Here is a 23,144-nt window from a genome sequence, read left to right as displayed (position 1 = left end):
TAGACCCGACGATGGTTGCCCCTCGCGATGTCGCGAGGGGCAAATCTTTTACTGGCCTAACTTGATGCCAAGGCGGGTGATAAGATCGGAATAGGTCTTCTCCTCACTTTGCAGCATGGATCTCGCCGCCTCAGGACTATCGGCAACGACCGTTGCCCCCATCGAAGAAAACTTTTCAACCACCTCCGGTTTTTTCAGAACTTCCACGATCTTTGAGTTCAGGTATTGGACGCGTTCTGCAGGAATGTTGGCTGGAGCAAGAACCATGCCCCATGTATTGGCACTATAGCCAGTGACACCCTGTTCGGCAGCGGTAGGAAGGTCAGGATAAACGGCTGTACGTTCAGGACCCCCAGCGGCAATCGCTACGAGCTGACCGCTGTCAATATATCCACGGACCGCCAGCACCGACTTGAAGCCAACTTGAATAACGCCTGACAGCAGGTCTGGCATTGCGTCCCCAGAGCCCTGGTACGGCACATGAATCATCTCGATGCCTGCCGCATCTGCAAACCATTCTCCAAACAGATGGGTGTTGCTGCCCTGACCGGATGAATCGAAGGCGACATCGCCGGCATGTTCTTTTGCGTAGGAAATAAACTCCTCGACATTTTTTACACCGATCGATGGCGTGGTAACCATCACGATGTCTGTTCTTGCAGTCGTGGTTATGGGGGTGAAACTTGTTACAGGGTCGTAGGGCAGGTTGGGAACCAAAGCCTTCGCCATCGCATGAGACGCAACAACGACACCAATCGTATGGCCATCGGCCTCGGCATTGGCTATCGCAGAGATCCCGATAACGCCATTGGCGCCCGGTCGATTCTCGACGGTCACTGGCTGCCCGATCAGTGGCGACAAGTGCTCCGCAATCAGGCGGCCCGTGATATCACCCTGGCCACCCGGCGCATAAGGAACGATGATTGTGACGGCGCGTGACGGGAATTCATCCGCCAACGCACCTGTCGTCATTGGGATTAACGATGCCAAGGTTAAAGCTGCGAAAGTTCTGCGTGAGATTTTGTACATTCTGAAAGTTCCCTTTTTGTATTTTTTGGCAGGCTTTAGTCTTCAACAAAGACTTCTTCTCGTTTCCTGCGCACCACGGGCGAAAGAACGGAAATCAGGAGTGCGAGCGCGGTCAGCAAAAGAACGAGCGAAAGCGGTTGCGTTACAAAAACGCTGACGTCTCCTTTGGACAACAGCAGCGCGCGGCGCATATAGACTTCGATCATCGGGCCGAGAATGAATCCGAGCAACAAAGGCGCAGGCTCACAACCCAAGCGGTTGAACAGATAACCAAGGATGCCAAAACCGGCCGCCATCAAGATCGGCGCAGACGTATTTCCGATGGAGTACAGGCCTACCAAGGAAAATATCAGGATAGCCGGGAAGAGCATATTGTAAGGCAGGCGAAGCAAGCGGACCCAAATGCCGATCAGTGGCAGATTGATAATGACGAGCAGAAAGTTGCCGATCCACATTGAGGCGACCAGACCCCAAAAAAGATCTGCATTGCGTGTCATCACCTCGGGACCGGGAACGATGTTATGGATCATCATCGCGCCAATCATCATGGCCATGACCCCGTTCGACGGCAAACCTAACGTCAACATTGGGATGAACGCGCTCTGGGCGCCAGCATTGTTGGCACTCTCAGGTGCAGCAACGCCAGCAGGTGCCCCTTTGCCAAATCGTTCCGGATGTTTTGAAAGCTTCTTTTCAATCGAATAGGATGCAAAGGAGGACAGCGTGGCACCACCGCCAGGGAGCAATCCAAGGAGTGATCCCAGCGCCGTGCCCCTCAGGACAGCTGGCCAGGCTTCCTTAAATTCTTGCTTGTTTGGCCAAAGATCCGTGACCTTGCCCTTCACCATACTGCGGTCATGGGTTTTGCTCGCATTGGCGATAATGTCGCCGATCGCGAACAGGCCCATCGCCAGCGCGGTAAATTCCAAGCCGTCAAGAAGCTCGAAAGTACCAAAAGTGTAACGCGCCGTGCCAGTCGTGAGGTCGGTACCGACCGAACCCAGAAGAATTCCCACAAGGATCATTCCGAACGCCTTCAGCAGGCCACCGGATGCAAGCACGATTGCAGCGACCAAACCAAGAACCATTAGCGAGAAGTAGTCTGCCGGCCCGAAGGATAGTGCTATCTTTGAAAGATATGGCGAGAACGCCGCAATCATAAGTGTGCCTACGGTGCCAGCAAAGAACGATCCTAGCGCAGCTATCGCCAACGCTGATCCTGCACGGCCGTTTCTGGCCATCGCATTGCCGTCAATGCAGGTAACAACGGAACCAGATTCCCCTGGCAGGTTCACCAGGATCGCTGTGGTCGATCCACCATATTGGGCACCGTAGTATATGCCCGAGAGCATGATCAAGGCACTCGTTGGCTCCAACGAATATGTCAATGGTAGCAATATCGCTATTGTGACAAGCGGTCCCACACCCGGAAGAACACCGATTGCGGTCCCAAGCAAAACACCGATGAAGCATAACATAATGTTATTTAACGTTACGGCTGTCTCGAAACCGCCCGCGAGGTTTGCAAACCAATCCATTACAAAACTCCTGCCAGAAACGGGAGGCGCACGCTGAAGCCAACGACAAAGACAAGCCAGACGAACACCGTCAAAAGCGCAGCCAGTTTAAGAGCGTGCGATATGGGAAAATCACGCGAGGCACGGCTGGAAATCAAAACGGCGCCTGGCACAGCAACCGCTATGCCTCCAACCCGTAAAGTTGCAGCAGCAAAAACCAACGCTACAACAATATATGCTGGCGTACGCAGGTTCATCTCTGCAACCGCAGCCCCCTTGTGGCCGACTAGCGACCTGATAACGAGTAGCAGGCCCACAAGCGCGAGAAGCAGACCTACCACCAGCGGAAATACGCCCGCGCCTAGGCGGCGCACGCTTCCAAAGCCATACCCGATTGCCGGGACGACAAAACAGACGGCAAGAATAAGGTAGAGCAGGCCTGCTGCTCTATCGGAATCAGATAACTTCATATGTGTCCCCTTGCGATCTTCGCCGCGTTCGTCTGCAGATGATCACTATGAGCGCATAACATCAAATCAAATTGCGTCATCGCATTATACTTAAATGTTATGATGGTTCGGATTGCAGCCCAGGCTTGCATTTTGCAGATCGGCATTGGCGAAACATGGCGAGGCGACAAGGACTTCCGCGTGACGGCATCACGCTGAGCGGGCCTCTCTACCCCGTAGTCCCGTTCAAGCTCTAGAAGCCAGAGTTCAGGCCTCCGGGTTTCATGCATTCGCCATCTGAAGACCGAGATGGGATCGATGCGATTGCCACAACAGGCTGCATTCAGCCAGAATGAAGGAACCATCAATGTCTGCGTCTGCGCTGGAAATTCAACCATACCGGTCATGGTCCGATCGCCAAGCGCCTTCGAACGTCGGATAGGAAAAAGGTTCTCATCGACCTTTTTCTTACTGATCGGTGAGCTGACGCAGGAATCGCCATAAATCGCGCCGATGGTGGTTTGTGAGTTTTTGCAATACGGAAGATGACAAAAGACAATTTGATTGCCCGTCCCACCGGCGCTCCGGATAAATTATCTTCCTGCCATCAGGAGGCCGAATGGCATTTGGTTCAACGCCGCCAGCTTCTGAGCGAAATTGCATCGGCCAGTTTGTGCATCCACGTCAGCTTGCCAGGTTGTGACATAACCTCAGAGACGTGCTCTGCCGGTAGCTCACCGACTGTCGTTTCTTCAGATACAATTGATGGTAGTGTCTTAGCACCCACAACCACATGAGAGATGTCTGTATGGTCCCGTTTAACAGCAACCAACACTTCGGAGCCTGAACGGATCAAATCGATTGCGTTTTGCGCCGCAGATTGTGGGTCATCCGCTTCAATGAGAGTGGTCTGGGTGACAAGATAGAATGGCATGGATATTCCGCAGTCGTTTCGTAACAAGTCCATTGTCTGGCAGCGCGCGTCAAGACGCATCAATCAACAATCTACAGAAGAAATTTAAGCCCATTTCTCTACCATTGGTTCAGTCGCACACGGTGGCTTTCCGGCGCCAGTAATGACGCACAGTCGTCCGACAGGAATGAGAAAGAAAAAAGGCCGTCGACAAAAGTCGCGGCCTATAAGTTTGAAGGTTCAAAACCTCCAGAGGGGAACAACCGACGCTGCGATCCCGGGAGGAGGCCGCCATGTGCATCGGTTGTAGTCGTTATGCCCGATTTTTGACCATTTGGAAAACAATTACTGTGCAACTCAGCTATGCGCGTATCGCGCTGCTTGTCTGAAATGCGCTGAGCGAAATATGGATTACCCAAGATCCACCGGTCCTGCCGCCGCTCGGCAGCACCACGGTCGCGGAAGCTCCTTGACCCAATGCAGTTTGGGCCCGCCCGAACAGCGCCGACGTGTGGGTGTATTTCGCAAGATGCGCAACGTGGTGCTGATCAATTCGTCTTTTGTGCAAACACCTGATACACCCATGGGCTGATGGGTATGACGGTCGAACATCATCTTCAGAGTTTAAGAACATCGGACCGATATTGGAGACCATTCTATGGGTTGGAAAACGACAAAGTTTGAATACGTGAATGGATATAAAATCGTCGAAATCGACGGACCCGCCTTCCAGGTTTACGACGGCGACCGTCAGTTGTCAGACCCATTTCCATATTCCGGCGAAGCTGCTGCTTACGCAACCTCTTTGCCTAGGCGAGAACAGCAGCGCACCTAGGCAGGAAACCATCAAACCTCTGTAAACTCCGACAGCGAATGCGATAAGAAATTTGACCGAATCCCATCTTCACACCGCCTTGGTATCGCTTGGTTGGTCAGACTTCTTCGCAGATCAGATCAAGCCTGGTGAAGCTGGCCTCTTGCCTCGGCGCGTCGCATCGGTTCACCGCGCGCGCATCGACGTGATCGGTGCCGCGGGGCCTGTCGAGCTGGTGCTTCCGGCCAATGCCAATACGGCGGAATTTGCGGTCGGAGATTGGGTTTTAGCCGATCCCTACTCTGAAATGTTTGTCCGTCGGCTTGATAGGAAAGCGGTGTTTCAGCGGCGTACAGAGGTCGGACGTGGCCAACAACTCGTTGCTGCCAACGTCGATACGCTGCTGATTGTGACGTCGTGCAATGCCGATTTCAATAGTGATCGGCTGGAACGCTACATAATCATGGCCAACCAGGCTGGGAGTAAGCCGGTAATCGTGCTAACAAAAGCTGACACCGCCGACGATGTCGGCCTGTTTCAGACCAAGGCAGAGGCTTTGCAGCGTGATCTGCCTGTCGTTGCGCTAAATGGTCGATCCGGCGATGCAAGGTCTCTTTTAAGTCCCTGGTGCGGTGCTGGCCAAACGATTGCTTTGGTTGGATCCTCAGGGGTAGGAAAATCGACGCTGGTGAACACGCTGACCGGCCCAGCGTCCGACTTAAAGCAGAAAACCGGACCTATTCGCGAATATGATGCGCAAGGCCGTCACACCACGACCGCGCGATCCCTGCATGCCATTCCCGGTGGTGGCTGGGTGATTGATACCCCTGGGATCAGGACACTCTACATCAGTGATGTCACAGACGGTATAGACACACTTTTTGCAGACGTCGTTGAGCTTGCACCACATTGCCGATTTCGTGATTGCACCCATGCGCATGAGCCGGGCTGCGCAGTTCAGACGGCCGTCAAAAGCGGAGCTTTGGCCGCCGAACGCGTTGATCGGTGGCGCAGGCTTGTCTCTGAAAATCTGGCGAGAACACCCGTCATCAGCGGAGCACGTGGCAACAAGAGTGTTCGCAAGAAGAAATATTGAAGCCCCGCGGTACGATGTGGAGCAACGACGGCGGCGTAACCGCTATCATCACAGCGCTACTGCAAGGCTAAAAGTCCGTCGCCATCATAGTCGGCAACACCGTCGCGGTGCCCCTCACCCCGTAGAGAAGGCCTCCTGATTTCCGGACTACCAGCCAGCCCTCCGTTTGGCTGCACACGGTCAGTCCGCGATCGTTATGGAATGCTGCACTGCTCCGTCTGACTAATTGTCGGCAGGCTTCGCCCTTTGCATCGATTTACGACGCTTAACTCGCCAAACAAAATTCAGTCAGGTAACGTCATCTCGTCAAAGGCGGTCAGAGGAGGATGCTATCAGCGATCGCACGCTGGCACTCGCATCGGGGAACCAGATGATGTCGTCCGCACATAATTGGACGATACGGAAATCTATTCCCAGACAGGGGTCTTGTGACACTGACCTGCTTGACTTCATCGAAGGCTGGACTCTCATTTGCTGCACGCGATGGCGCAGTAGCGACAGGCACCACGCCAGATCAAAAAAAGGGGAATGGCATGATGATTTTTCTCGCGCTTTTAATCGGTGTCATCGCCGGACTACGGGCGATGACAGCTCCAGCTGCCATCACTTGGGCGGCAAGCCTTGGCTGGCTCGATGTTTCCCAGACACCTCTGGCCTTCATAGGTTACAAGTGGACACCTTTGATTTTGACCGTTCTGGCACTTGGTGAATTGATCACCGACAAGCTCCCAGGCACGCCCTCCCGCAAAGTGCCGGTCCAGTTCGGAACCCGCTTGGCATCAGGCGCTCTGTCAGGCGCAGCCATCGGTGCGTCGGCTGGATTGCTCGCTTTCGGCTTGGTCGCCGGGATCGTCGGAGCGATCATCGGTACCTACGGCGGAGCAGCCGTCCGCGCCAGACTTGCCACCTCGTTCGGGCGCGACCTGCCCGCCGCCCTGATCGAAGACGCTGTCGCCGTCGTTGGAGCGCTGCTGATTGTAGCGGCCGTGTCATGACTTCCTTCGACGCCATCTTCATCGGTGCAGGACAGGCCGGTCCATTTCTGGCGGCGCGAATGGCGGCGGCTGGACGCAAGGTCGCGCTGATCGAGCGCAAATATCTTGGCGGCACCTGCGTCAACGCCGGATGCATGCCAACAAAGACATTGGTCGCCAGCGCACGGGCTGCACACGTCGCCCGGCGCGCTGGCGAATATGGGGTCGTTGTCCCCGGCGAGATCGGTATAGACATGGAGACCGTGCGAGGCCGGGCTGAAAAGGTCACGCTCGATGCCCGCAAAGGCCTCGCTACCTGGTTTGACAGTCTCGACAGCATGTCGGTGATCTACGGACAAGGACAGTTCGAGAATCCCAATACGGTTGTGGTCAATGGCATGCGCCTGACAGCACCGCAGGTGTTCATCAACGTTGGTGCACGTCCGTCTATTCCCGACTACCCTGGGCTTGCGGACGTGTCATACCTGACAAGTACGTCGATCATCCAGCTGGCGGAGGTTCCGCGTCATCTCGTTGTGATCGGGGGAAGCTACATCGGCTTGGAGTTCGCGCAGATGTACCGCCGTTTCGGCGCAAGCGTAACCATCTTAGAGCGTGGCACCCGCCTCGCCTCCCGTGAAGACGACGATGTCTCATCCGCCATCGCTGACATCCTACGGGCAGAAGGCATTGCAGTTCATACGGGGGTAACCGGGCTATCGTTCAGACAAACTGCGGACGACATTGCGGTCACGACAAACAGCGGGACCATGAATGCAAGCCACGTCCTTGTTGCCACAGGTAGACGACCCAATACCGATGATCTGGGTCTTGAAGCGGCTGGTGTCGAGACCGACGACAAAGGTTTTATCGTCGTAGACAACAGCCTCTCCACGAATGTCAGCGGCATATGGGCATTGGGGGACTGCAACGGCCGCGGCGCTTTTACCCACACGTCCTACAACGACTTCGAGATCGTCGCCGCCAACTTGCTTGACGGGGGCGACCGGAAGCTCAGCGATCGCATTCTGGCCTACGCTCTCTACATCGATCCTCCGCTTGGACGGGTAGGCATGACGGAGCGCCAGGCAAGAGCATCGGGTCGCCAAATTCTCGTATCGACACGGCCCATGAGCCGTGTCGGCCGAGCCGTTGAGAAAGGCGAGATACAGGGCTTCATGAAGCTAATCGCGGATGCCGAAACCCGACAAATCCTCGGGGCGGCTATACTCGGCATAGAGGGCGACGAGGCCATCCATGGCATTATCGATGCAATGAACGCGCGCACCCCCTACCCGGCTCTCCAATGGTCGGTACCGATACATCCCACCGTGTCGGAACTCGTGCCTACGCTTATCGGAGACCTCAGGTAAGTCTCCTGATCTGCGCATCGAAAGCGAAGGGGTGCCCAGCAGGCAAATGGTGAGAAGGGTTACATCCCTTCCTTTTGCCGAACAGAGAAAGGCTGCCAAAGGTGGCCCGCCGTACGGCCGGCGGCGCGCATGGGTTCGCTGCATTCGTTGTACCTGAGGAGGCGGAACTTCATGGCCAACCAACCGTTTCAGTCCAGCGAACAGGGCCGCGTCGCCACGTTGTTTTCGAGGCCCACGGAGGAGAAGAACATGGTAAGTGGTCAACTGAAAGCATTGCTTGGTGTACTAGCCGTCGCTGGCTATCAGAACAGGGACAAGATCGCGGACCTCCTGCGCGGATTGAACAAGCCGCAGGCGGAGGGCGCAAACACAGGTCAAGACGCTGGATCGCGCCAGACAAGTGGCCTTGACGATCTGCTTGGCAAGCTCGGTGGAGGCAATGAGACAGGGGGACTCGGGTCTATTCTCGGCGGCCTGACCTCTGGGGGAATTTTGAGCGGTGGCCTGAGCGACCTACTCAAAACGTTCCAACAGAACGGCTTCGGACAAAAAGCTGATTCCTGGGTAAAGCCTGGGACAAATGACGATATTGATGACAACGAACTTGCAGAGGCGATTGGACCTGACGTGCTAGACGAATTGACTGAAAAAACCGGTCTGTCGCGAGAGGAAATCCTCGCACGTCTCAGCAAGGATTTGCCGCGGGCGGTCGATGAACTGACACCGGATGGGAGGATACCCGGCGACGATCAGCCAACGACTGTCTGACCCCCAGCGATGCGTCCTATAGCCGACGGATCGTCGGCAGCGCAGTGATCCCACTCCGGTAAGAGCGTCAAATTTTTTGATTAGTAGCGTGCGGCAGTTTTCCATTGCCGCATGAAACATGATGGACGCCTTGTTCGAATTATCCAATGGCTGTTTTGACTGCACCACAGCAGTTCTTCTGCGTTTACCTGGCACTTTCCCGATGCGCACATGCCCGGACCTGCAGATCAGCATTCTCATCCTTTGAGAAGGGATTAAAGAGACCGAGCCGTCGGCATAGGCCGAAAGCCCATAGGATCCGCTTACTTTTCAATGTCTGAACGGCGCGGTGCGATTAGAGGAGCCGACTATCAGCCCTGTTGCGACCGCCACAAACCATCCCATTGGAATTAAGTCTTCTGCCAAATCGTCGTCAAATGCCCGTCGCGATAGTTCTGCAACCACTTTGCGGACATGAACCAGCTTCAAATTGCCTGCTTGAGAATCGCTGAAAATCGAGGGTCGAAAGCGCGACTGATGGGTTCTGCCGCCGCCCCCAGTGCTACCGCCCATGGATCTGTCATTCCCAGCTGAAACCTTGGAACGCTGCGGTCGGACCGCTGCGCAACTGACGGAACCAGCGGCTCCATCGCTGCCATCAAGCGACAGGCAAGCGCTTCGGGCGCACCACCGCACAAGATCACTGTTTGTGGGTCGAAGACTGTCTCAATGAGATGGACGCTCCAGCGAAGATCCATCACCGCTTCATCAAGCCATAGCTGGACCCTCGGATCATCCGTCGATGCGAGTTCGTTGACCTTGGCGTAAACCCTGGGGTCGGCCGGATCGATTTCAAGATGCTGGTAGAGTGCTGCCAGCGACGCTCGATGTTCCAGGGGAGCAGCACGTCCGCCCGGCGACAACAGAGCCATACCAATTTCACCAGCATTGCCATTTGCGCCACTGTACAATTCACCACCGAGAATCAAACCGGCACCGATACCATAGCCGAGATAAAGGCAAACGGCGTGGTCGAGCCCGTGGGCCGCACCGACCATGCGCTCCGCTTGCGCACAGGCTGCCGCATCGTTCTGCAACCCTACTTCAAGGCCGGTGCCTGCAGCCAGCATTTCCAGCAGCGGAAATGTCTGCCATGCCGACATCATCCAGGGATCGTCTGTCGTGGTTTCTGTGCCGAAGGGCCCCGGCATCGCCGCGCCAAGGCCGACCAAGCGTCGCTCAGACTGGCTAAACATCTGACCAAGTTCCCGTCTGACGGCCTCGACAAGATCCAGGATGACCTTCACGCCCCCCTGTGGACCGTTCGCCGGCAGCGGCGCTTCGGCGCGGGTCAGAATTGTGCCCATAAGATCGACTGCTAGCGCGCGGGTGATATGCCGGTCGATCTGCAGGCCGATAGCGAATGCACCTGCCGGGACCAGACTGTAAGGGGTCGAAGGCTGCCCCCTGCCCTTTCGGATAACATCATGCGCGGCCACAAGCCCATCGCGCTCGAGTTCATCGATGATGTTGGATACGGTTTGCTTCGTCAGTCTGGTGGCTCGGGCAAGATCGGCCCGTGAGAGCGCGCCGTTGACGCGCAACGCATCAATCATCACCCGTCTGTTATGCGAACTGGTGCCTTCTTGGTTGGTCCCACTTTTGGCCCTTATCGGACGTCTGTCATGCATCTGCAATTCCCCTTGACACCAATAGAATATTGAACAAGAAATAAAGTCAATGCAATTGACTTAATAAGGAACCGCAGAGTTCCGGGGAACGCAGAGAGCCCAAAACGGCTCCACGACGCTCCGAAATCGGCATCTGAAACACTGGATGCCTTGAAGGCCGGAGGCGACGTACAGCCGCCCCCGGGAAACGCGTGAATGCCAAAAAGCTGGAGGCTGGCTAAATGTTGAATTCATTAAATAAGACACTGCTTGGAGCTGCACTATTCGGCGCTTCCTTTGCACCAGGTGCATTTGCAGAAACCACGATCAATGCACTTTTCATGGCGCAGGCGGCCTATAGTGAAGCTGACGTGCGCGCGATGGCCGAGGCTTTCAGCAAGGCAAATCCCGAGGTGAAGGTTAATCTCGAATTTGTTCCCTATGAAGGCTTGCACGACAAGACGGTGCTCGCACAGGGTTCCGGCAGCGGCTATGACGTCGTTCTCTTCGACGTGATCTGGCCATCGGAATATGCCTCCAACAACGTACTCGTGGATGTCACATCGCGCATTTCCGACGACACCAAGAAGGATGTTTTGCCGGGAGCCTGGACCACCGTTCAGAACGACGGCAAATACTATGGGATGCCTTGGATCCTCGACACCAAATACCTGTTTTACAACAAGGAAATCCTTGAAAAGGCCGGCATCAAAACACCGCCAAAGACCTGGGACGAACTTACCGAACAGGCCAAGGTAATTAAGGACAAAGGACTGTTGGATACCCCGATCGCGTGGAGCTGGGCGCAGGCCGAAGCTGCGATCTGCGATTACACGACGCTGGTCAGCGCCTATAAGGGCGACTTCTTGAAGGACGGAAAACCGGCTTTCCAGTCTGGCGGCGGTCTTGATGCCCTCAACTACATGGTCGCAAGCTACAAGTCCGGCCTGACCAACCCGAACTCCAAGGAATTCCTCGAAGAGGACGTCCGCAAGGTCTTCCAGAATGGCGACGCCGCCTTCGCGCTGAACTGGACCTATATGTACAACATGGCAAACGACCCCAAGGAAAGCAAAGTTGCCGGCAAGGTCGGTGTTGTGGCTGCTCCCGGTGTCGCCGGGAAGAGCGAAGCATCTGCTGTCAATGGCTCGATGGGTCTCGGCATTACCTCGGCCAGCAAGCATCCTGACGAAGCCTGGAAGTTCATTGAATTCATGACGTCGCAGGCGACGCAGAACCAGTATGCCAAGTTGAGCCTCCCAATCTGGGCATCCTCCTATGATGATCCTGCCGTCACCAAAGGCCAAGAGGAGCTGATTTCCGCTGCGAAAATCGGTCTCGCCGCCATGTATCCGCGACCAACGACACCGAAATATCAGGAGCTCTCGACCGCCCTTCAGCAGGCGATCCAGGAGTCCCTTCTCGGCCAGTCTTCGCCCGAAGATGCGCTGAATACGGCTGCAGAAAACAGCGGCCTTTAAGCAAGTGAACAACCAGGCGGCCACTAGCGCCGCCTGGCTTGCCATCTCCATACCGATGAATTGAAAGGGCGCCCCATGTCCGGCACCTGGATGACCACCCGTGCGTGGCTTTTGATGTTGCCGCTGCTCGCGGTGATGATGGCCGTCATCGGATGGCCGTTGATTGACACCGTCACCTTGTCCTTTACTGACGCCAAGTTGGTCGGCACCGCAGGCAATTTTGTCGGTATCGATAACTACGTGAAGATGCTTACAAGCTCGAATTTCCAGCGCACGCTTTCAACGACCCTCGTGTTCGCGATTGTCTCGGTGACCGCCGAGATGGTGATAGGTGTTCTTGCTGCGCTGCTGCTGAACCAGAATTTCTACGGCCGCACCCTGCTGCGTGCGCTGATGATCCTTCCCTGGGCGCTGCCCACCGTGGTCAATGCCACCCTCTGGCGGCTGATTTATAATCCCGAGTATGGCGCGTTGAATGCAATGTTGACCCAGCTCGGATTGCTCGATGCCTATCGCTCCTGGCTTGGCGAGCCGGGCTCTGCGCTTGCAGCGCTCATCGTCGCCGATTGCTGGAAAAACTTTCCGCTTGTTGCACTAATCGCCCTTGCCGCACTGCAGGCCGTGCCCCGCGATATAACATCGGCATCGCTGGTCGATGGTGCAGGGCCTTTCTCCCGCTTTCGTTTTGTCATCCTGCCCTACATCGCTGGTCCGCTCATGGTTGCGCTGGTTCTGCGCACGATCGAAGCTTTTAAGGTTTTTGACATCATATGGGTGATGACCCGTGGCGGACCTGCCAACAGCACTCGCACGCTGTCGATCCTCGTCTACCAGGAAGCATTTTCGTTTCAGCGGGCGGGATCCGGGGCCTCTCTGGCATTGATCGTCACACTGCTGGTCACCGTGCTTGCGGCCGCCTACGCCATACTTGTTCGCAAGACCGCAGGGAGTGCAAGCTGATGGAACGTCGCAATCCTGTGTTCAACATCTTTATCTACGGCTGCGCGCTGTTGCTTGCCGCCGTCATTCTCGCTCCGGTCCTCTGGCTGTTCATCATGAGCATCTCGCCAGCTGCCGACCTTGCCGCCAAGCCATTGCGGTGGTGGCCGCAATCGCCAGACTTTTCGCGCTACGGTGTGTTACTGTCGACGTTGGAAAACAGCGCTGGCGCGGCATTCACTTCGTCGCTGGTTAACAGCATCGAAGTTGCCGCATTGTCTACTATTGCAGCGATCGCCCTCGCCATCCCCGCAGGCTGGGCTGTCTCAAGGACACCAACGGTCGGCTGGTCGCTCACAATGGTGATCGCCACCTACATGCTGCCGCCTGTGGCGCTGGCCGTGCCGCTCTATATGGGTCTTGCCCATCTCGGCCTGCTCAACAACGTCTTCGGACTGGCACTGGTATATCTGACAATTCTCGCTCCCTTTACCACCTGGCTGATGAAATCCGGGTTCGATTCTATCCCGAAGGAAATCGAGGCAGCGGCGATGATCGACGGCGCGGGCCTGTTCCAGACGCTGAAGATCATCACGTTACCACTGGCCATGCCCGTGATGGCGACGTCGGCCCTATTCGCCTTCCTGCTGGCCTGGGACGAATTCTTTTATGCGTTGCTGTTCACCTCCGACCAGCGCGCCAAGACACTCACGGTTGCCATCGCAGATCTCGCCGGTGGCCGTGTTTCCGATTATGGACTGATTGCAACCGCTGGAGTGCTTGCCGCCCTGCCCCCGGTGCTGGTCGGTCTTGTCATGCAACGCGCCCTGATCTCGGGGCTTACCAGCGGTGGCGTCAAGGGATGATCATGACCCAGCAGAAGAACAGACCCGTCGGCCTCGTCGCCATTGATCGCGAGATGGCCCGGCAGCATGCCGATGCGCTCGCCTCGTATGAAGCAGCGAAGACAAAAGCCCACACCATTGCCGCGTCATTGGCAAAGACCAGGAAGCTGCTGCTGCTCGGCATGGGCGGATCGCACGCGGTAGGCCGCGCCGTCGAACCACTCTATCGGGCGCTTGGAATTGACGCGATTGCCGTGCCTCTTTCGGAACAACTCGGTGAGCCACTGGCGCTCGAAGGTCGCACCGTTCTGGTCACCTCGCAGTCGGGCGAGAGCGCTGAAGTTGTGCGCTGGTTCGATGAGACCGGCGGCAATGCCGAGACCTTCGGCTTGACACTAGAGGGCGGATCCTTCCTGGCACGCACTGTGACATCACTGATCGGTGCCGGTGGCACCGAGCTTGCCTTCGCCGCGACCCGCAGCCTCACGGTAACCTTCGCCTTGCACCTCGCCGTTTTGTCAGCGTTCGGAGACGATCCATCAGCGGCTTTCGCCGTGCTGAGTGCACCAGAGGAGCCCGACATCGCGTCGGCACTCGCTGCTCTCGCCACGGTTCGTACCGTCGTCACCTCCGGCCGCCGCCTGCAGGGCCTTGCCGAAGCGCTCGCACTCGGCCTCACCGAACTGTCGCGACTGCCATGTTTCTCGCTCGAAGGCGGCCAGTTGCGGCATGGTCCGATGGAAATGCTCGGCTCGGATATTGGCGTCGTTCTATTCCGCGGCAACGACAGTACAGCCGGCCTCGTGACGGCGATGGCCGTCTCCGCGGTGGAAACGGGCGCTCCTGTCATCATGTTCGACGCTTCGGGCGACGAACCGGTCGCTGGCACGGTCTCAATCCGCTTTGCGCCAGCCACCGGCCTAGCGGCGATATTCGCAATGCTGCCTGCGGCGCAGCGGCTGATGATCGCGTTTGCCGATGCCCGCGTCGACGATGCCGGCACGCCTGTACGCTCAACCAAGATTACCAGGAGCGAATAAATGCGACCTCTCGCAGTCATCGGCAATGTCAATGTCGATCTTATTTTGGGGCCTGCAGCTCCATGGCCAAAGGCTGGCACCGAAATCATTGTCGATCACGACGAGCTTCGTGTCGGCGGCAGCGCCGGCAACAGTGCCCTGGCCTGGGCAGCGCTCGGCGTGGAGTTCTCGATCGCCGCCAATGTCGGCAGCGACCAGTTTGGCAGCTGGCTGCGTGAGGCCTTCGGGGAGCGCGCCGCCAAATGGTCCGTCCGCTCGGAGCGCACCACGCTGTCGGTCGGCATTACCCATCCGGACGGTGAACGAACCTTCTTCACGACACGTGGTCATTTGCCCCACTTCGGGATATCCGACGTCCTGACCACGATCGACGGCGCGGCGATGGCGGGGGGATATGCACTGGTTTGTGGCTCATTCCTGACCGACGACCTGGCTCACAACTATGACACATTGTTCGACTGGGCGGCGACCCACCAAATCACCCTTGCACTCGACACGGGCTGGCCGCTGGACGGGTGGACAGAAAAGAACTGCACGAAGACACGTCGCTGGCTTTCCCGCTGTGGTATTGCATTGCTCAATGAGATTGAGACGACAACGCTCGCTGGCATTGATGATCCGATCGAGGCTGCACGCGAAATCCGCTCGCACATGCCTGAAGGAGCGATTGTCGTCGTCAAACGCGGTCCTGATGGCGCAGTTGCCATTGGTCCTGACGGCTCGTTGGTTACAGTTGCAGCACCCAAGGTCGAAGTCGTCGACACGATCGGCGCCGGTGATGTGTTTAACGCCGCATTCCTGGCTGCGCTTGCCAATTCCAGGTCGATTGAAGCCAGTTTGCTTGCCGGCACACAAGTCGCATCGCGCGCAATTTCCACCCTTCCCCGTCATTATGGCGGACCACTTGCTTCCGAGGAGGCCGTTCGATGAGCGCGCTTGAGATCAACAGTATTCGCAAGACATACGGTGAAGTCGAAACACTGAAGAGCGTCGATATCTCGCTTGAAAGCGGCGAGTTTCTTGTCCTTCTCGGCTCGTCCGGTTGCGGCAAGTCAACGCTTCTGAACATCATTGCAGGGTTGGTAGAAGCGACTAGCGGCGATATCCGGATTGGAAATCGTTCGGTGCTGGGCGTGCATCCAAAAGATCGCGACATCGCGATGGTGTTCCAGTCCTATGCGCTTTATCCCAACCTGACAGTGCGGCGGAACATCGGTTTTGGACTGGAAATGCGTAAGGTACCGGTGCAGGAGCGTGACAGAGCGGTCAACGAGGCTGCCAGATTGCTGCAGATCGAGCCGTTATTGGATCGCAAGCCGGCTCAGCTTTCCGGTGGACAGCGCCAGCGCGTCGCGATCGGTCGTGCGCTGGTGCGAAAGCCTGAAGTCTTCCTGTTCGACGAGCCCTTGTCCAACCTTGATGCCAGATTGCGCATGGAAATGCGCACAGAGCTCAAGCGCCTACACCAGATACTGAAAACGACGGTGGTGTATGTCACGCATGACCAGATCGAGGCAATGACACTCGCGACCCGGATCGCCGTCATGAAAGACGGGCGCATAGAACAGCTTGGCACACCTGCTGAAATCTACGACCAACCGGCAACCTTGTATGTCGCCACTTTTGTTGGCGCACCGCCGATGAACCTGCTGCAGGTGACGGTCGAGAATGGCGCTCTGGCGATCGATAATGGAGACGGCCGTGTGCCTTTGCCGTCATCACTGAAGACTGCGCCGGCAGAAGGGCAGAAGCTCATCCTCGGCATTCGCCCGGAAGCGCTTTCGCTCGCCGGCAATGGCAATACCATCGACGCGCGTTGCGATGTGGCCGAGTTAACCGGTCCGGAGCTGCTTGTTACCGCATCCGTCGGCACACAACGCGTGACAGCGAGCCTGCCACCAAGAACAACTCTGGCCAGCGGCGACCACATATCGCTGTTCTTTGATCCGGAAGCCGTTCATCTCTTCAATGCGGAAACCGGGCTTCGGTACGGCTGAGCGCGTAATCGTATTCGATGCGTCAGGACTATCCGGGTAGGCGTCGCGCGTCGACGCCCCAAAATTGCCCATAAACAAGATGTCGCCTGGCATTGGAATCGAAATTACTGATGCCAAGTGAAGCTCCAACAACGGTAGAGCATCAGTAATCATTCACCTCGAAAGAATTCGAACCCGCGTTCGAAAAACCGATTGATAGTCAAATGGCGAGACAGTCACCGCAATTGTCCTCAGATTCGATGTTGGCCACAGCACCATCGCCCTGCCCTCCGGTAAATTGGCTGTCGAAGGAAATGAACTGGATGAATTCCGGATCTGGCACATTGAAATGTCTTCCGTTGGTTGTTACCTGATCGCAAAATAACAGGATGTCAGATGGCAGCGCGCGACAGATATTCCCGAAAGCTTGAATGTTCAAACTGTGGTCACCAAGGCTTTGCAGAAGTCTCGGAAACCGACGATAAGCGTTCAGCTAATGTCGATTTTCGCGTAGACGAGATGCCGCGCGGATTTCGTGCCGAGCGTCCATCCAGCATTCCCTCGGAATTCATGATCCGCTGCTCTCACTGCGGCAACCAGTTCCGATTTGTGGAAAAAACAGCCTACGCTCAAGGCGGTGAGCCGCGCAAGCCGGGGCGCTAGGTCTCCAGTTCCATACAGACTTCAAACACTTTCGTTATACAAGACACGCATATCAGTGTTTAGGGATTCAAGCTGCTACTTGTCGGTGATGAAAACTCTCGATGGGGATCGACGACACACCAGTCGCTCGACCCTGGTCCTTCGCAACGAACATCACAGTATTCTGTGACGCGTTTGCCCGACTATCCGATCTTCTAACGCGTCGACAATGCAAAGGTAGTCATCATTCATATTCTGCATGGCGCCACCAACTATGGCGCCTCCCTTTCGCAAGCTCGGCGGCGACAAAATACCCGAAACATCAAACCAGTATGCATTGGCAGGGTTTTCATGCATGAAAAATGCGGTAAGCGGCACGGCCTCCCTATAAACTTCTGTGCGTGACAGTCTGCCTACAGGACAATCACCGACCGGCCGCTTGCCGCGAAGGCTTACCTTACAGGCCCACACCTTGCAGTTTTTCGATCAGCGTGTTGCGATCCTCAAGGGACTTCAATCGCACCGTGAGGGCCTCACTTTTGACCGGCACCTGGGGCGGCAGGGACACGGCGACGCCCGGAATATTTTCGGCCGCCCACCGCCTGAAACGAGGCAACTTGTTCGGGCCGCTGATGGGGAACGTATGGGTGTATCTAAAAGTCATTGGTGGCTCTTTCTGGATATGGATTATGCTCTGGCACAAAGGGCCAGGCTTGCTCCACAGTTTCAGTCACGGATTGGGAAACACCTGGCGCCAATGTTGCAATCGCAGCTCTTGGCGCCAGGCAGTTAGCGTCCGGCACTGGTCCTTCGAATTGGAAAGACAGAAGGCATCCAACCTGCGAAGCCTGTCAGAAATATCGTCGGCACGTCAGGCACCTCGCGTATGGTGGTCGCGTAGTCCCTCGGAACGGTTGTGTTGCTCAAGGCGACCCGGCTCCGAGTCGATTGTCCTTACGAACTCGGCAAGCTGGATATCATCAAGCTTGTCCGCCGCTGCTTCGAGGGAAAACCACCGTCGGTGTCTTTGCTCCTTCTGACGCCAGTGGGTCAGCGTGCCACGCACGTTCATACCGAACACAGTGACGCGGCAGGCAACCTGCGATCCTTCGTCAAGGACCTTAATGTATTGGTAGGTTGTCACCGGGACGGTGGAAATTTCACCGATGATCCCCGCCTCCTCGAAAGCCTTCCGGGACGCCGCAACAAAGGGCGGTTCTCCCCTCACGGGCAACCCCCTGGGCATGATCCATCGTCCCTGCCTGCGCGAGGTGATGAGCAGCACCATCCGTTCGCCATCACGCCCGATACGCCACGGAAAGACCCCGACCAGCTGCAACTCGTCCGTATCGCCACCTGTTAGGGTCTTACCGCTCAAGGTCATCGCGCAAGTCATAGTCCGGCATCCTTCGAGAGCAAAAGGAATGTCTCTAGAGACGCCTGTTGCTTACGAACGGCAGAGCGGCGGTCGATTGTGGACGGGACAGAGGTGTCGCACCATGGGCAACGGGCCGCAGCACCAGGCAATTTTCGGTTGCATGTGACGCAGGTGGGATGGTGTCGAAAAAGGGACATGATACGCTCCATGACACGCCTCAACGACGTGTAACGAAACCGCACTTTCTATTACGTGGGTGCCCGGAGCGGCTGGGTCTGTGGCGGCGTTACAGGATCAATGCTGCCAGCTCCGGGTGACGGAGCGTGCTTGATCGGTAAGCCAGGAGATTTGAATGACCCAAGTATTTCGCATGAGGGTTAGGTAAGCATAGGCAACGTATCCTTCAAGGCGACGTTTTGCCGCACGATTAAGAGAACGCCATAACATCTGCGCCAGAGCGCGATGACCTCATAGAAGTCGTCGTTAGCCTGAAACGCCGTCAGCGATTTGCGGATGACAGTGGTTACGCCATGATTTTCCCAATCGCCCAAATGACGCGTCTTAGACCTCTCGATGAAGAGCTGTTCGGTGCAACGAGCAGTCAAACGAAATACCTTGGAATGTGATCTCCGAGGAACAAGATGTCCGCTGTGAGCTTTACTCTTGGCATCATCCAAGGAGTTTCATAATGGCATTTATTGAAGCAAAAGACGGGACTAACTTGCACGTAAAAGACATGGGTCAAGGACGCCCTGTGGTGCTAATTCATGGCTGGCCCCTGACCGGCGACATGTTCGAGTATCAAACGGTTGCTCTGCTTGAGGCCGGTTTCCGAGTCATCACATATGACCGCCGTGGATTTGGACAGTCTGGTCACCCCGCAAGTGGCTATAATTACGACGTCTTCGCTGACGATCTGGCCTCAGTTATTGACGGTCTTGATCTGGAAGGTGCTGCGCTTGTCGGTTTTTCCATGGGGGGAGGCGAGATTGCCCGTTACCTGTCGAGACACGGCGCATCCAAGATTTCTAAAACCGTGCTCGTCGCATCGGTCGCGGGCTACCTACTCAAAGATGATACGAACCCGGACGGTGTCGATGGAAGCGTCTTTGATGGAATGAAAAAAGACATCAGAGAGGATCGCTTTGCTTTCCTCCAAAGCTTTGCCAAGACGTTTTACGGCGTCGGATATGTCACTAAGCCTGTTAGCCAAGGTGTGCTGGACTGGTCGTTTGTGCTGGGTGTGATGGCGAGCCCGAAAGCCACAATCGATTGCGTAGATGCATTTGGCAAGACCGACTTCCGTGCAGATTTTGCTGCCTTCACGGTTCCAACACTGGTGATCCACGGTACAGGCGACAAAACGGTCCCCATTGATCCCACTGGGCGGGCTGCCGCGAAGGCTATCGCAGGGGCGAAACTGATCGAATATGATGGCGAACCCCATGGCCTGTTCGCAACGGTCCCTGATCGCCTCAACCAGGACCTTATCGCGTTTCTGTCTTAAGCAAAAACGGGCGAGCGCAAAGGTTACTTTGCGCTCGCTATCTCAACAATTATTTCGCGACGATGTCGCCAACCCGATTGGCCGTACACAGTTGAAATGACTTGAGTATCTGCCAATTCCGCATCAAGACCAAAACATTAAGAACGCATTTTCAGTGTAGCCAGTCACGAACAGCACTTTCAGGCTCGGACGAGAATGACGGTGAAAGATGTACCCTTCCAACTTCGAAATGCACGTGAACCGATCAGCCTGATGGTTGGCAGACCCGAAGATCCCCAAAAGCCCAAGTCCCGTTCCAAGCCAATAGGATTTACTCCCGATGGACGGGCCCAGGAGCTTCGGGCACTGTGGGATAAGTTCGAGCCTTGCGCCGCTGAAGAGGCTTGCTTCGCCAACGTCGTTTATGGCCTTAGCGAATGCAGGGCAATTCCTTCACGAAGGGCGGCACATGGAGTACCCTTGTCGTCAGCCACATTGTGCATGGCTTACTCGAGGAGCTGGGAGTTCTTCGCCGAACAGCGAGCGAAATCCACCACGACAACATTGCCGCCTGAGCCAAGATCGATGCCTCCTACCTCTTCACAGCTCTGATAAACTGTCAGTTCCTCACTACTTGACGTGCAAGTCGAATTGTTGAGGTGGCTTTCGTCCTTCGCTGTTTGCCGGTTCTGATGAAGCTGCACGACAAGCTTTTTGTAATATGCGACTATGGCATTATGTTCTGCACGGCTTATGTAGCGCTCATGAAATTGGGGGGTCATTCTATCCTCATCTGCAACACCGTAATCGGAATGCCCGCGCTCCGTTGGAGGTTCCCGCGCCGCTTAGACCATGCTTAATGCATAGTGAATCCGGGGTGTTGGCTAACAGGCGTGTCGTGGACGAGCGTTCGATGGCGGAGTTGGTCTCTCGAGTATTAAAAAACGAAAGAGCCGGGTACTGCCGCGACGAAGTGCAAAAAGTTTCGACTCGATGCAGTGCCACGGAGTGTTCCATAAGCTCCAATGTTCGAACTAATCCCCTTCCCCAGGGGCCTCGCGATTGGAAAAAAGCGCGGAACGCGGCTATTATATCCGAAGGGTGCTAATCTCGTCTTCACCGATTTCACTCCTGCAGTCGCCTCAACTGTATTGGCCTTGGATGGTCCCCTCATGGACTGGGTGGAGCTCCCCATTTCCAAGCCAACCATGCCATGCTTCGTTGGCGCGGACGTGTACCGTCTGTCGAAAACGCTACCGCGAATGGAGCCTCGTGCAAAATATCGGCACATCAAACTCGGTTCTCTAGGGGTGCGCTGCTTTCCAGACGATAACCTTGCTGGACACGCTCACGCCGACGTGTCCCAACAAAGCATTGCGCGTGCCGCCGAAAACGTTGCACGCGCTTTGAAAAACCGCTCAGAACTGGACCATATCGTCGACTTCGACCGGTAAGCCCGTCTGGAACGACCGGTTGGCGGCAAGGCCGGTCAGGATTGACATGGCACCATCGCGAAAATCTGCGGCGAAGGCACCGCCGGAATTCGAACTACCGAAGATATCTGCCAGCATGCGGTTGTCGCCACCGCCATGACCGCCCTCCTCCATCACGACAGGTACGATACGCGGTTCGCCGTGCAGCGGGAAATGATAGAGTTGGATACCCTTTGCAGCGCCTTCCTCGTGTGAAGAACCACCGGCATTGATATAGGAGGTTTCGCGAACCATGAGTTCGATTCTCCCCTTCGACCCGTTGAAGGCAACATTAAATCCTTCCCAGGGCGCATAGGTGTTGAGCGAATAGGTCATGACCGCGCGGCTCTTGTAGCGCACCATGACCTGCATCGTATCTTCGATGCTGATGCCATCCCCGAAGACGTTCTGATCCCGTTGGTAACCGTCCTCATGTTCGGCATCCCAATAGAGCGCTTTCTGGACCGGGCTTTCGGTCAGGTCGATGGCGAAGGGATCGGTTTTAGCGGCGGCAACTCCGGTGGTGCGGTTGTAAGGCGTGAACAGGCCCCGCTCCTCGGCATTGGCGCGGCCATAAAAGCGCAGATCACCCATGCCGAACACGGTCTGTGGCTGGCTTTGCAGCCAGAAATTGACGAGATCGAAATGGTGAGTGGACTTGTGCACCATTAGCCCGCCGCTGTTGCGCTTGTCACGATGCCAGCGGCGGAAATAGTCGGCGCCGTGTTTGGTATCGAGCAACCACTCGAAATGGACGGAATAGACATCACCAATTCCGCCTGAAGCGATGATCTCGTGGACAGCCGCATTGTGCGGCGCGTAGCGGTAATTGAAAGTGACGCGGACCGAGCGACCGGTACGCTTGACCGTGTCGATGATCTGCTGGCATTTGACCACATCCGTGGTCATCGGCTTTTCGGTGATGACGTCACGGCCAGCTTCCAATGCCGCGATGATGTAGGTGTGATGTGTACGGTCGATCGAGGTGACGATCACGACATCGGCAGCTGTCTCATCCAGCATGCGACCGAAATCCTCGACCTTATAGGTGGGCAACTGGCTAAGGCCGAACTCCTCGATCAGCACTTTGTTGGTGTAATCCATGCGCGTCTGGTTGGTATCGCAAAGTGCCACCAGTTCATTCTGCGCGCTGAAATTACGCGCAATGGCTTCGTAAAACATGCGGGCGCGCGCGCCTGTGCCAACGATGACGTATTTTTTCTTGGCCATCGGCTATCTCCTCTTCCATTCACGCCAAACCGCTTCGATCAATGATGCCGATCTGACGCAGCCACGTGTTTCT

At 56.1% G+C, this 23,144-nt stretch carries 22 protein-coding genes; 12 read left to right on the top strand and 10 right to left on the bottom strand.

The features are described from left to right. Positions 1 to 48 precede the first annotated feature (48 nt). From PYL13_RS22545 to PYL13_RS22530, 4 genes are all read right to left on the bottom strand, one after another. The gene (locus PYL13_RS22545; RefSeq protein WP_275642936.1) at positions 49 to 990 is read right to left on the bottom strand and encodes a Bug family tripartite tricarboxylate transporter substrate binding protein; all 942 of its coding nucleotides are present in this window, start codon (positions 988 to 990) and stop codon (positions 49 to 51) included. Positions 991 to 1,064: 74 nt separating this feature from the next. Continuing rightward, on the bottom strand, positions 1,065 to 2,567 hold the full coding sequence (locus PYL13_RS22540) for a tripartite tricarboxylate transporter permease (RefSeq protein ID WP_275642935.1): 1,503 nt from the start codon (positions 2,565 to 2,567) through the stop codon (positions 1,065 to 1,067). After that, complete coding sequence (locus PYL13_RS22535) at positions 2,567 to 3,016, bottom strand: tripartite tricarboxylate transporter TctB family protein (protein ID WP_275642934.1); 450 nt, start codon at positions 3,014 to 3,016, stop codon at positions 2,567 to 2,569. The genes PYL13_RS22540 and PYL13_RS22535 overlap by 1 nt, the downstream gene beginning before the upstream one ends. A gap of 610 nt (positions 3,017 to 3,626) precedes the next feature. Next, positions 3,627 to 3,929, bottom strand: a complete 303-nt coding sequence (locus PYL13_RS22530; RefSeq protein WP_275642933.1) for a hypothetical protein — start codon at positions 3,927 to 3,929, stop codon at positions 3,627 to 3,629. 866 nt (positions 3,930 to 4,795) lie between these two features. On the opposite strand from PYL13_RS22530, the gene rsgA reads away from it, so the two are divergent. From rsgA to PYL13_RS22510, 4 genes are all read left to right on the top strand, one after another. Next, on the top strand, positions 4,796 to 5,818 hold the full coding sequence (gene rsgA, locus PYL13_RS22525) for a ribosome small subunit-dependent GTPase A (protein ID WP_275642932.1): 1,023 nt from the start codon (positions 4,796 to 4,798) through the stop codon (positions 5,816 to 5,818). Positions 5,819 to 6,351: 533 nt separating this feature from the next. Further along, a complete protein-coding gene (locus PYL13_RS22520; RefSeq protein WP_275642931.1) occupies positions 6,352 to 6,813 on the top strand; it encodes a DUF4126 family protein in 462 nt (153 codons plus the stop codon). Then, positions 6,810 to 8,165, top strand: a complete 1,356-nt coding sequence (locus PYL13_RS22515) for an FAD-containing oxidoreductase (RefSeq protein WP_275642930.1) — start codon at positions 6,810 to 6,812, stop codon at positions 8,163 to 8,165. The genes PYL13_RS22520 and PYL13_RS22515 overlap by 4 nt, the downstream gene beginning before the upstream one ends. 249 nt (positions 8,166 to 8,414) lie before the next feature. Then, positions 8,415 to 8,933 carry a YidB family protein gene (locus PYL13_RS22510; RefSeq protein WP_275642929.1) on the top strand — a complete coding sequence of 173 codons (519 nt, stop codon included), beginning with the start codon at positions 8,415 to 8,417 and terminating at the stop codon, positions 8,931 to 8,933. Between the two features lie 464 nt (positions 8,934 to 9,397). Here PYL13_RS22510 and PYL13_RS22505 read toward each other — a convergent pair whose 3' ends face one another. Beyond that, positions 9,398 to 10,603, bottom strand: a complete 1,206-nt coding sequence (locus PYL13_RS22505) for an ROK family transcriptional regulator (RefSeq protein ID WP_275642928.1) — start codon at positions 10,601 to 10,603, stop codon at positions 9,398 to 9,400. A gap of 221 nt (positions 10,604 to 10,824) precedes the next feature. On the opposite strand from PYL13_RS22505, the gene PYL13_RS22500 reads away from it, so the two are divergent. From PYL13_RS22500 to PYL13_RS22475, 6 genes are all read left to right on the top strand, one after another. After that, the gene (locus PYL13_RS22500; RefSeq protein WP_275642927.1) at positions 10,825 to 12,063 is read left to right on the top strand and encodes an extracellular solute-binding protein; all 1,239 of its coding nucleotides are present in this window, start codon (positions 10,825 to 10,827) and stop codon (positions 12,061 to 12,063) included. 75 nt (positions 12,064 to 12,138) lie between these two features. Further along, a complete protein-coding gene (locus PYL13_RS22495; RefSeq protein WP_192490028.1) occupies positions 12,139 to 13,023 on the top strand; it encodes a carbohydrate ABC transporter permease in 885 nt (294 codons plus the stop codon). Next, positions 13,023 to 13,868 carry a carbohydrate ABC transporter permease gene (locus PYL13_RS22490; RefSeq protein WP_275642926.1) on the top strand — a complete coding sequence of 282 codons (846 nt, stop codon included), beginning with the start codon at positions 13,023 to 13,025 and terminating at the stop codon, positions 13,866 to 13,868. Before PYL13_RS22495 ends, PYL13_RS22490 begins: the two co-directional genes overlap by 1 nt. After that, a complete protein-coding gene (locus PYL13_RS22485) occupies positions 13,865 to 14,887 on the top strand; it encodes an SIS domain-containing protein (RefSeq protein ID WP_275642925.1) in 1,023 nt (340 codons plus the stop codon). The genes PYL13_RS22490 and PYL13_RS22485 overlap by 4 nt, the downstream gene beginning before the upstream one ends. Continuing rightward, entirely contained in the window at positions 14,888 to 15,817 is a 930-nt protein-coding gene (locus PYL13_RS22480) for a PfkB family carbohydrate kinase (protein WP_275642924.1), read from the top strand. Beyond that, complete coding sequence (locus PYL13_RS22475; RefSeq protein ID WP_275642923.1) at positions 15,814 to 16,884, top strand: ABC transporter ATP-binding protein; 1,071 nt, start codon at positions 15,814 to 15,816, stop codon at positions 16,882 to 16,884. Before PYL13_RS22480 ends, PYL13_RS22475 begins: the two co-directional genes overlap by 4 nt. Before the next feature lie 199 nt (positions 16,885 to 17,083). Here the strand turns inward: PYL13_RS22475 and PYL13_RS22470 are convergent, their stop codons facing one another. After that, a complete protein-coding gene (locus tag PYL13_RS22470) occupies positions 17,084 to 17,206 on the bottom strand; it encodes a hypothetical protein (RefSeq protein ID WP_275642922.1) in 123 nt (40 codons plus the stop codon). 53 nt (positions 17,207 to 17,259) lie between these two features. Between PYL13_RS22470 and PYL13_RS22465 the strand changes: the two genes are divergently transcribed. Next, positions 17,260 to 17,526 (top strand): hypothetical protein, encoded by a 267-nt coding sequence (locus tag PYL13_RS22465; protein ID WP_192490308.1) that lies wholly within the window; start codon positions 17,260 to 17,262, stop codon positions 17,524 to 17,526. 436 nt (positions 17,527 to 17,962) lie between these two features. Here the strand turns inward: PYL13_RS22465 and PYL13_RS22460 are convergent, their stop codons facing one another. Together PYL13_RS22460 and PYL13_RS22455 are read right to left on the bottom strand one after the other, a co-directional pair. Continuing rightward, positions 17,963 to 18,169 (bottom strand): hypothetical protein, encoded by a 207-nt coding sequence (locus PYL13_RS22460; protein WP_192490023.1) that lies wholly within the window; start codon positions 18,167 to 18,169, stop codon positions 17,963 to 17,965. Positions 18,170 to 18,376: 207 nt separating this feature from the next. Beyond that, complete coding sequence (locus tag PYL13_RS22455; RefSeq protein WP_275642921.1) at positions 18,377 to 18,889, bottom strand: NUDIX hydrolase; 513 nt, start codon at positions 18,887 to 18,889, stop codon at positions 18,377 to 18,379. Between the two features lie 682 nt (positions 18,890 to 19,571). Between PYL13_RS22455 and PYL13_RS22450 the strand changes: the two genes are divergently transcribed. Further along, on the top strand, positions 19,572 to 20,390 hold the full coding sequence (locus PYL13_RS22450; protein WP_275642920.1) for an alpha/beta fold hydrolase: 819 nt from the start codon (positions 19,572 to 19,574) through the stop codon (positions 20,388 to 20,390). A 485-nt stretch (positions 20,391 to 20,875) separates the two neighbouring features. On the opposite strand, the gene PYL13_RS22445 is transcribed toward PYL13_RS22450, so the two are convergent. Together PYL13_RS22445 and PYL13_RS22440 are read right to left on the bottom strand one after the other, a co-directional pair. Next, positions 20,876 to 21,151 (bottom strand): hypothetical protein, encoded by a 276-nt coding sequence (locus PYL13_RS22445; protein WP_250983734.1) that lies wholly within the window; start codon positions 21,149 to 21,151, stop codon positions 20,876 to 20,878. A gap of 636 nt (positions 21,152 to 21,787) precedes the next feature. Then, entirely contained in the window at positions 21,788 to 23,071 is a 1,284-nt protein-coding gene (locus PYL13_RS22440; RefSeq protein WP_275642919.1) for a Gfo/Idh/MocA family oxidoreductase, read from the bottom strand. Positions 23,072 to 23,144: the final 73 nt, after the last annotated feature.

It is taken from the genome of Agrobacterium sp. Azo12 (assembly GCF_029193765.2).
GTDB lineage: Bacteria > Pseudomonadota > Alphaproteobacteria > Rhizobiales > Rhizobiaceae > Agrobacterium.
This window is presented reverse-complemented; position numbering and strand designations above follow the sequence as displayed.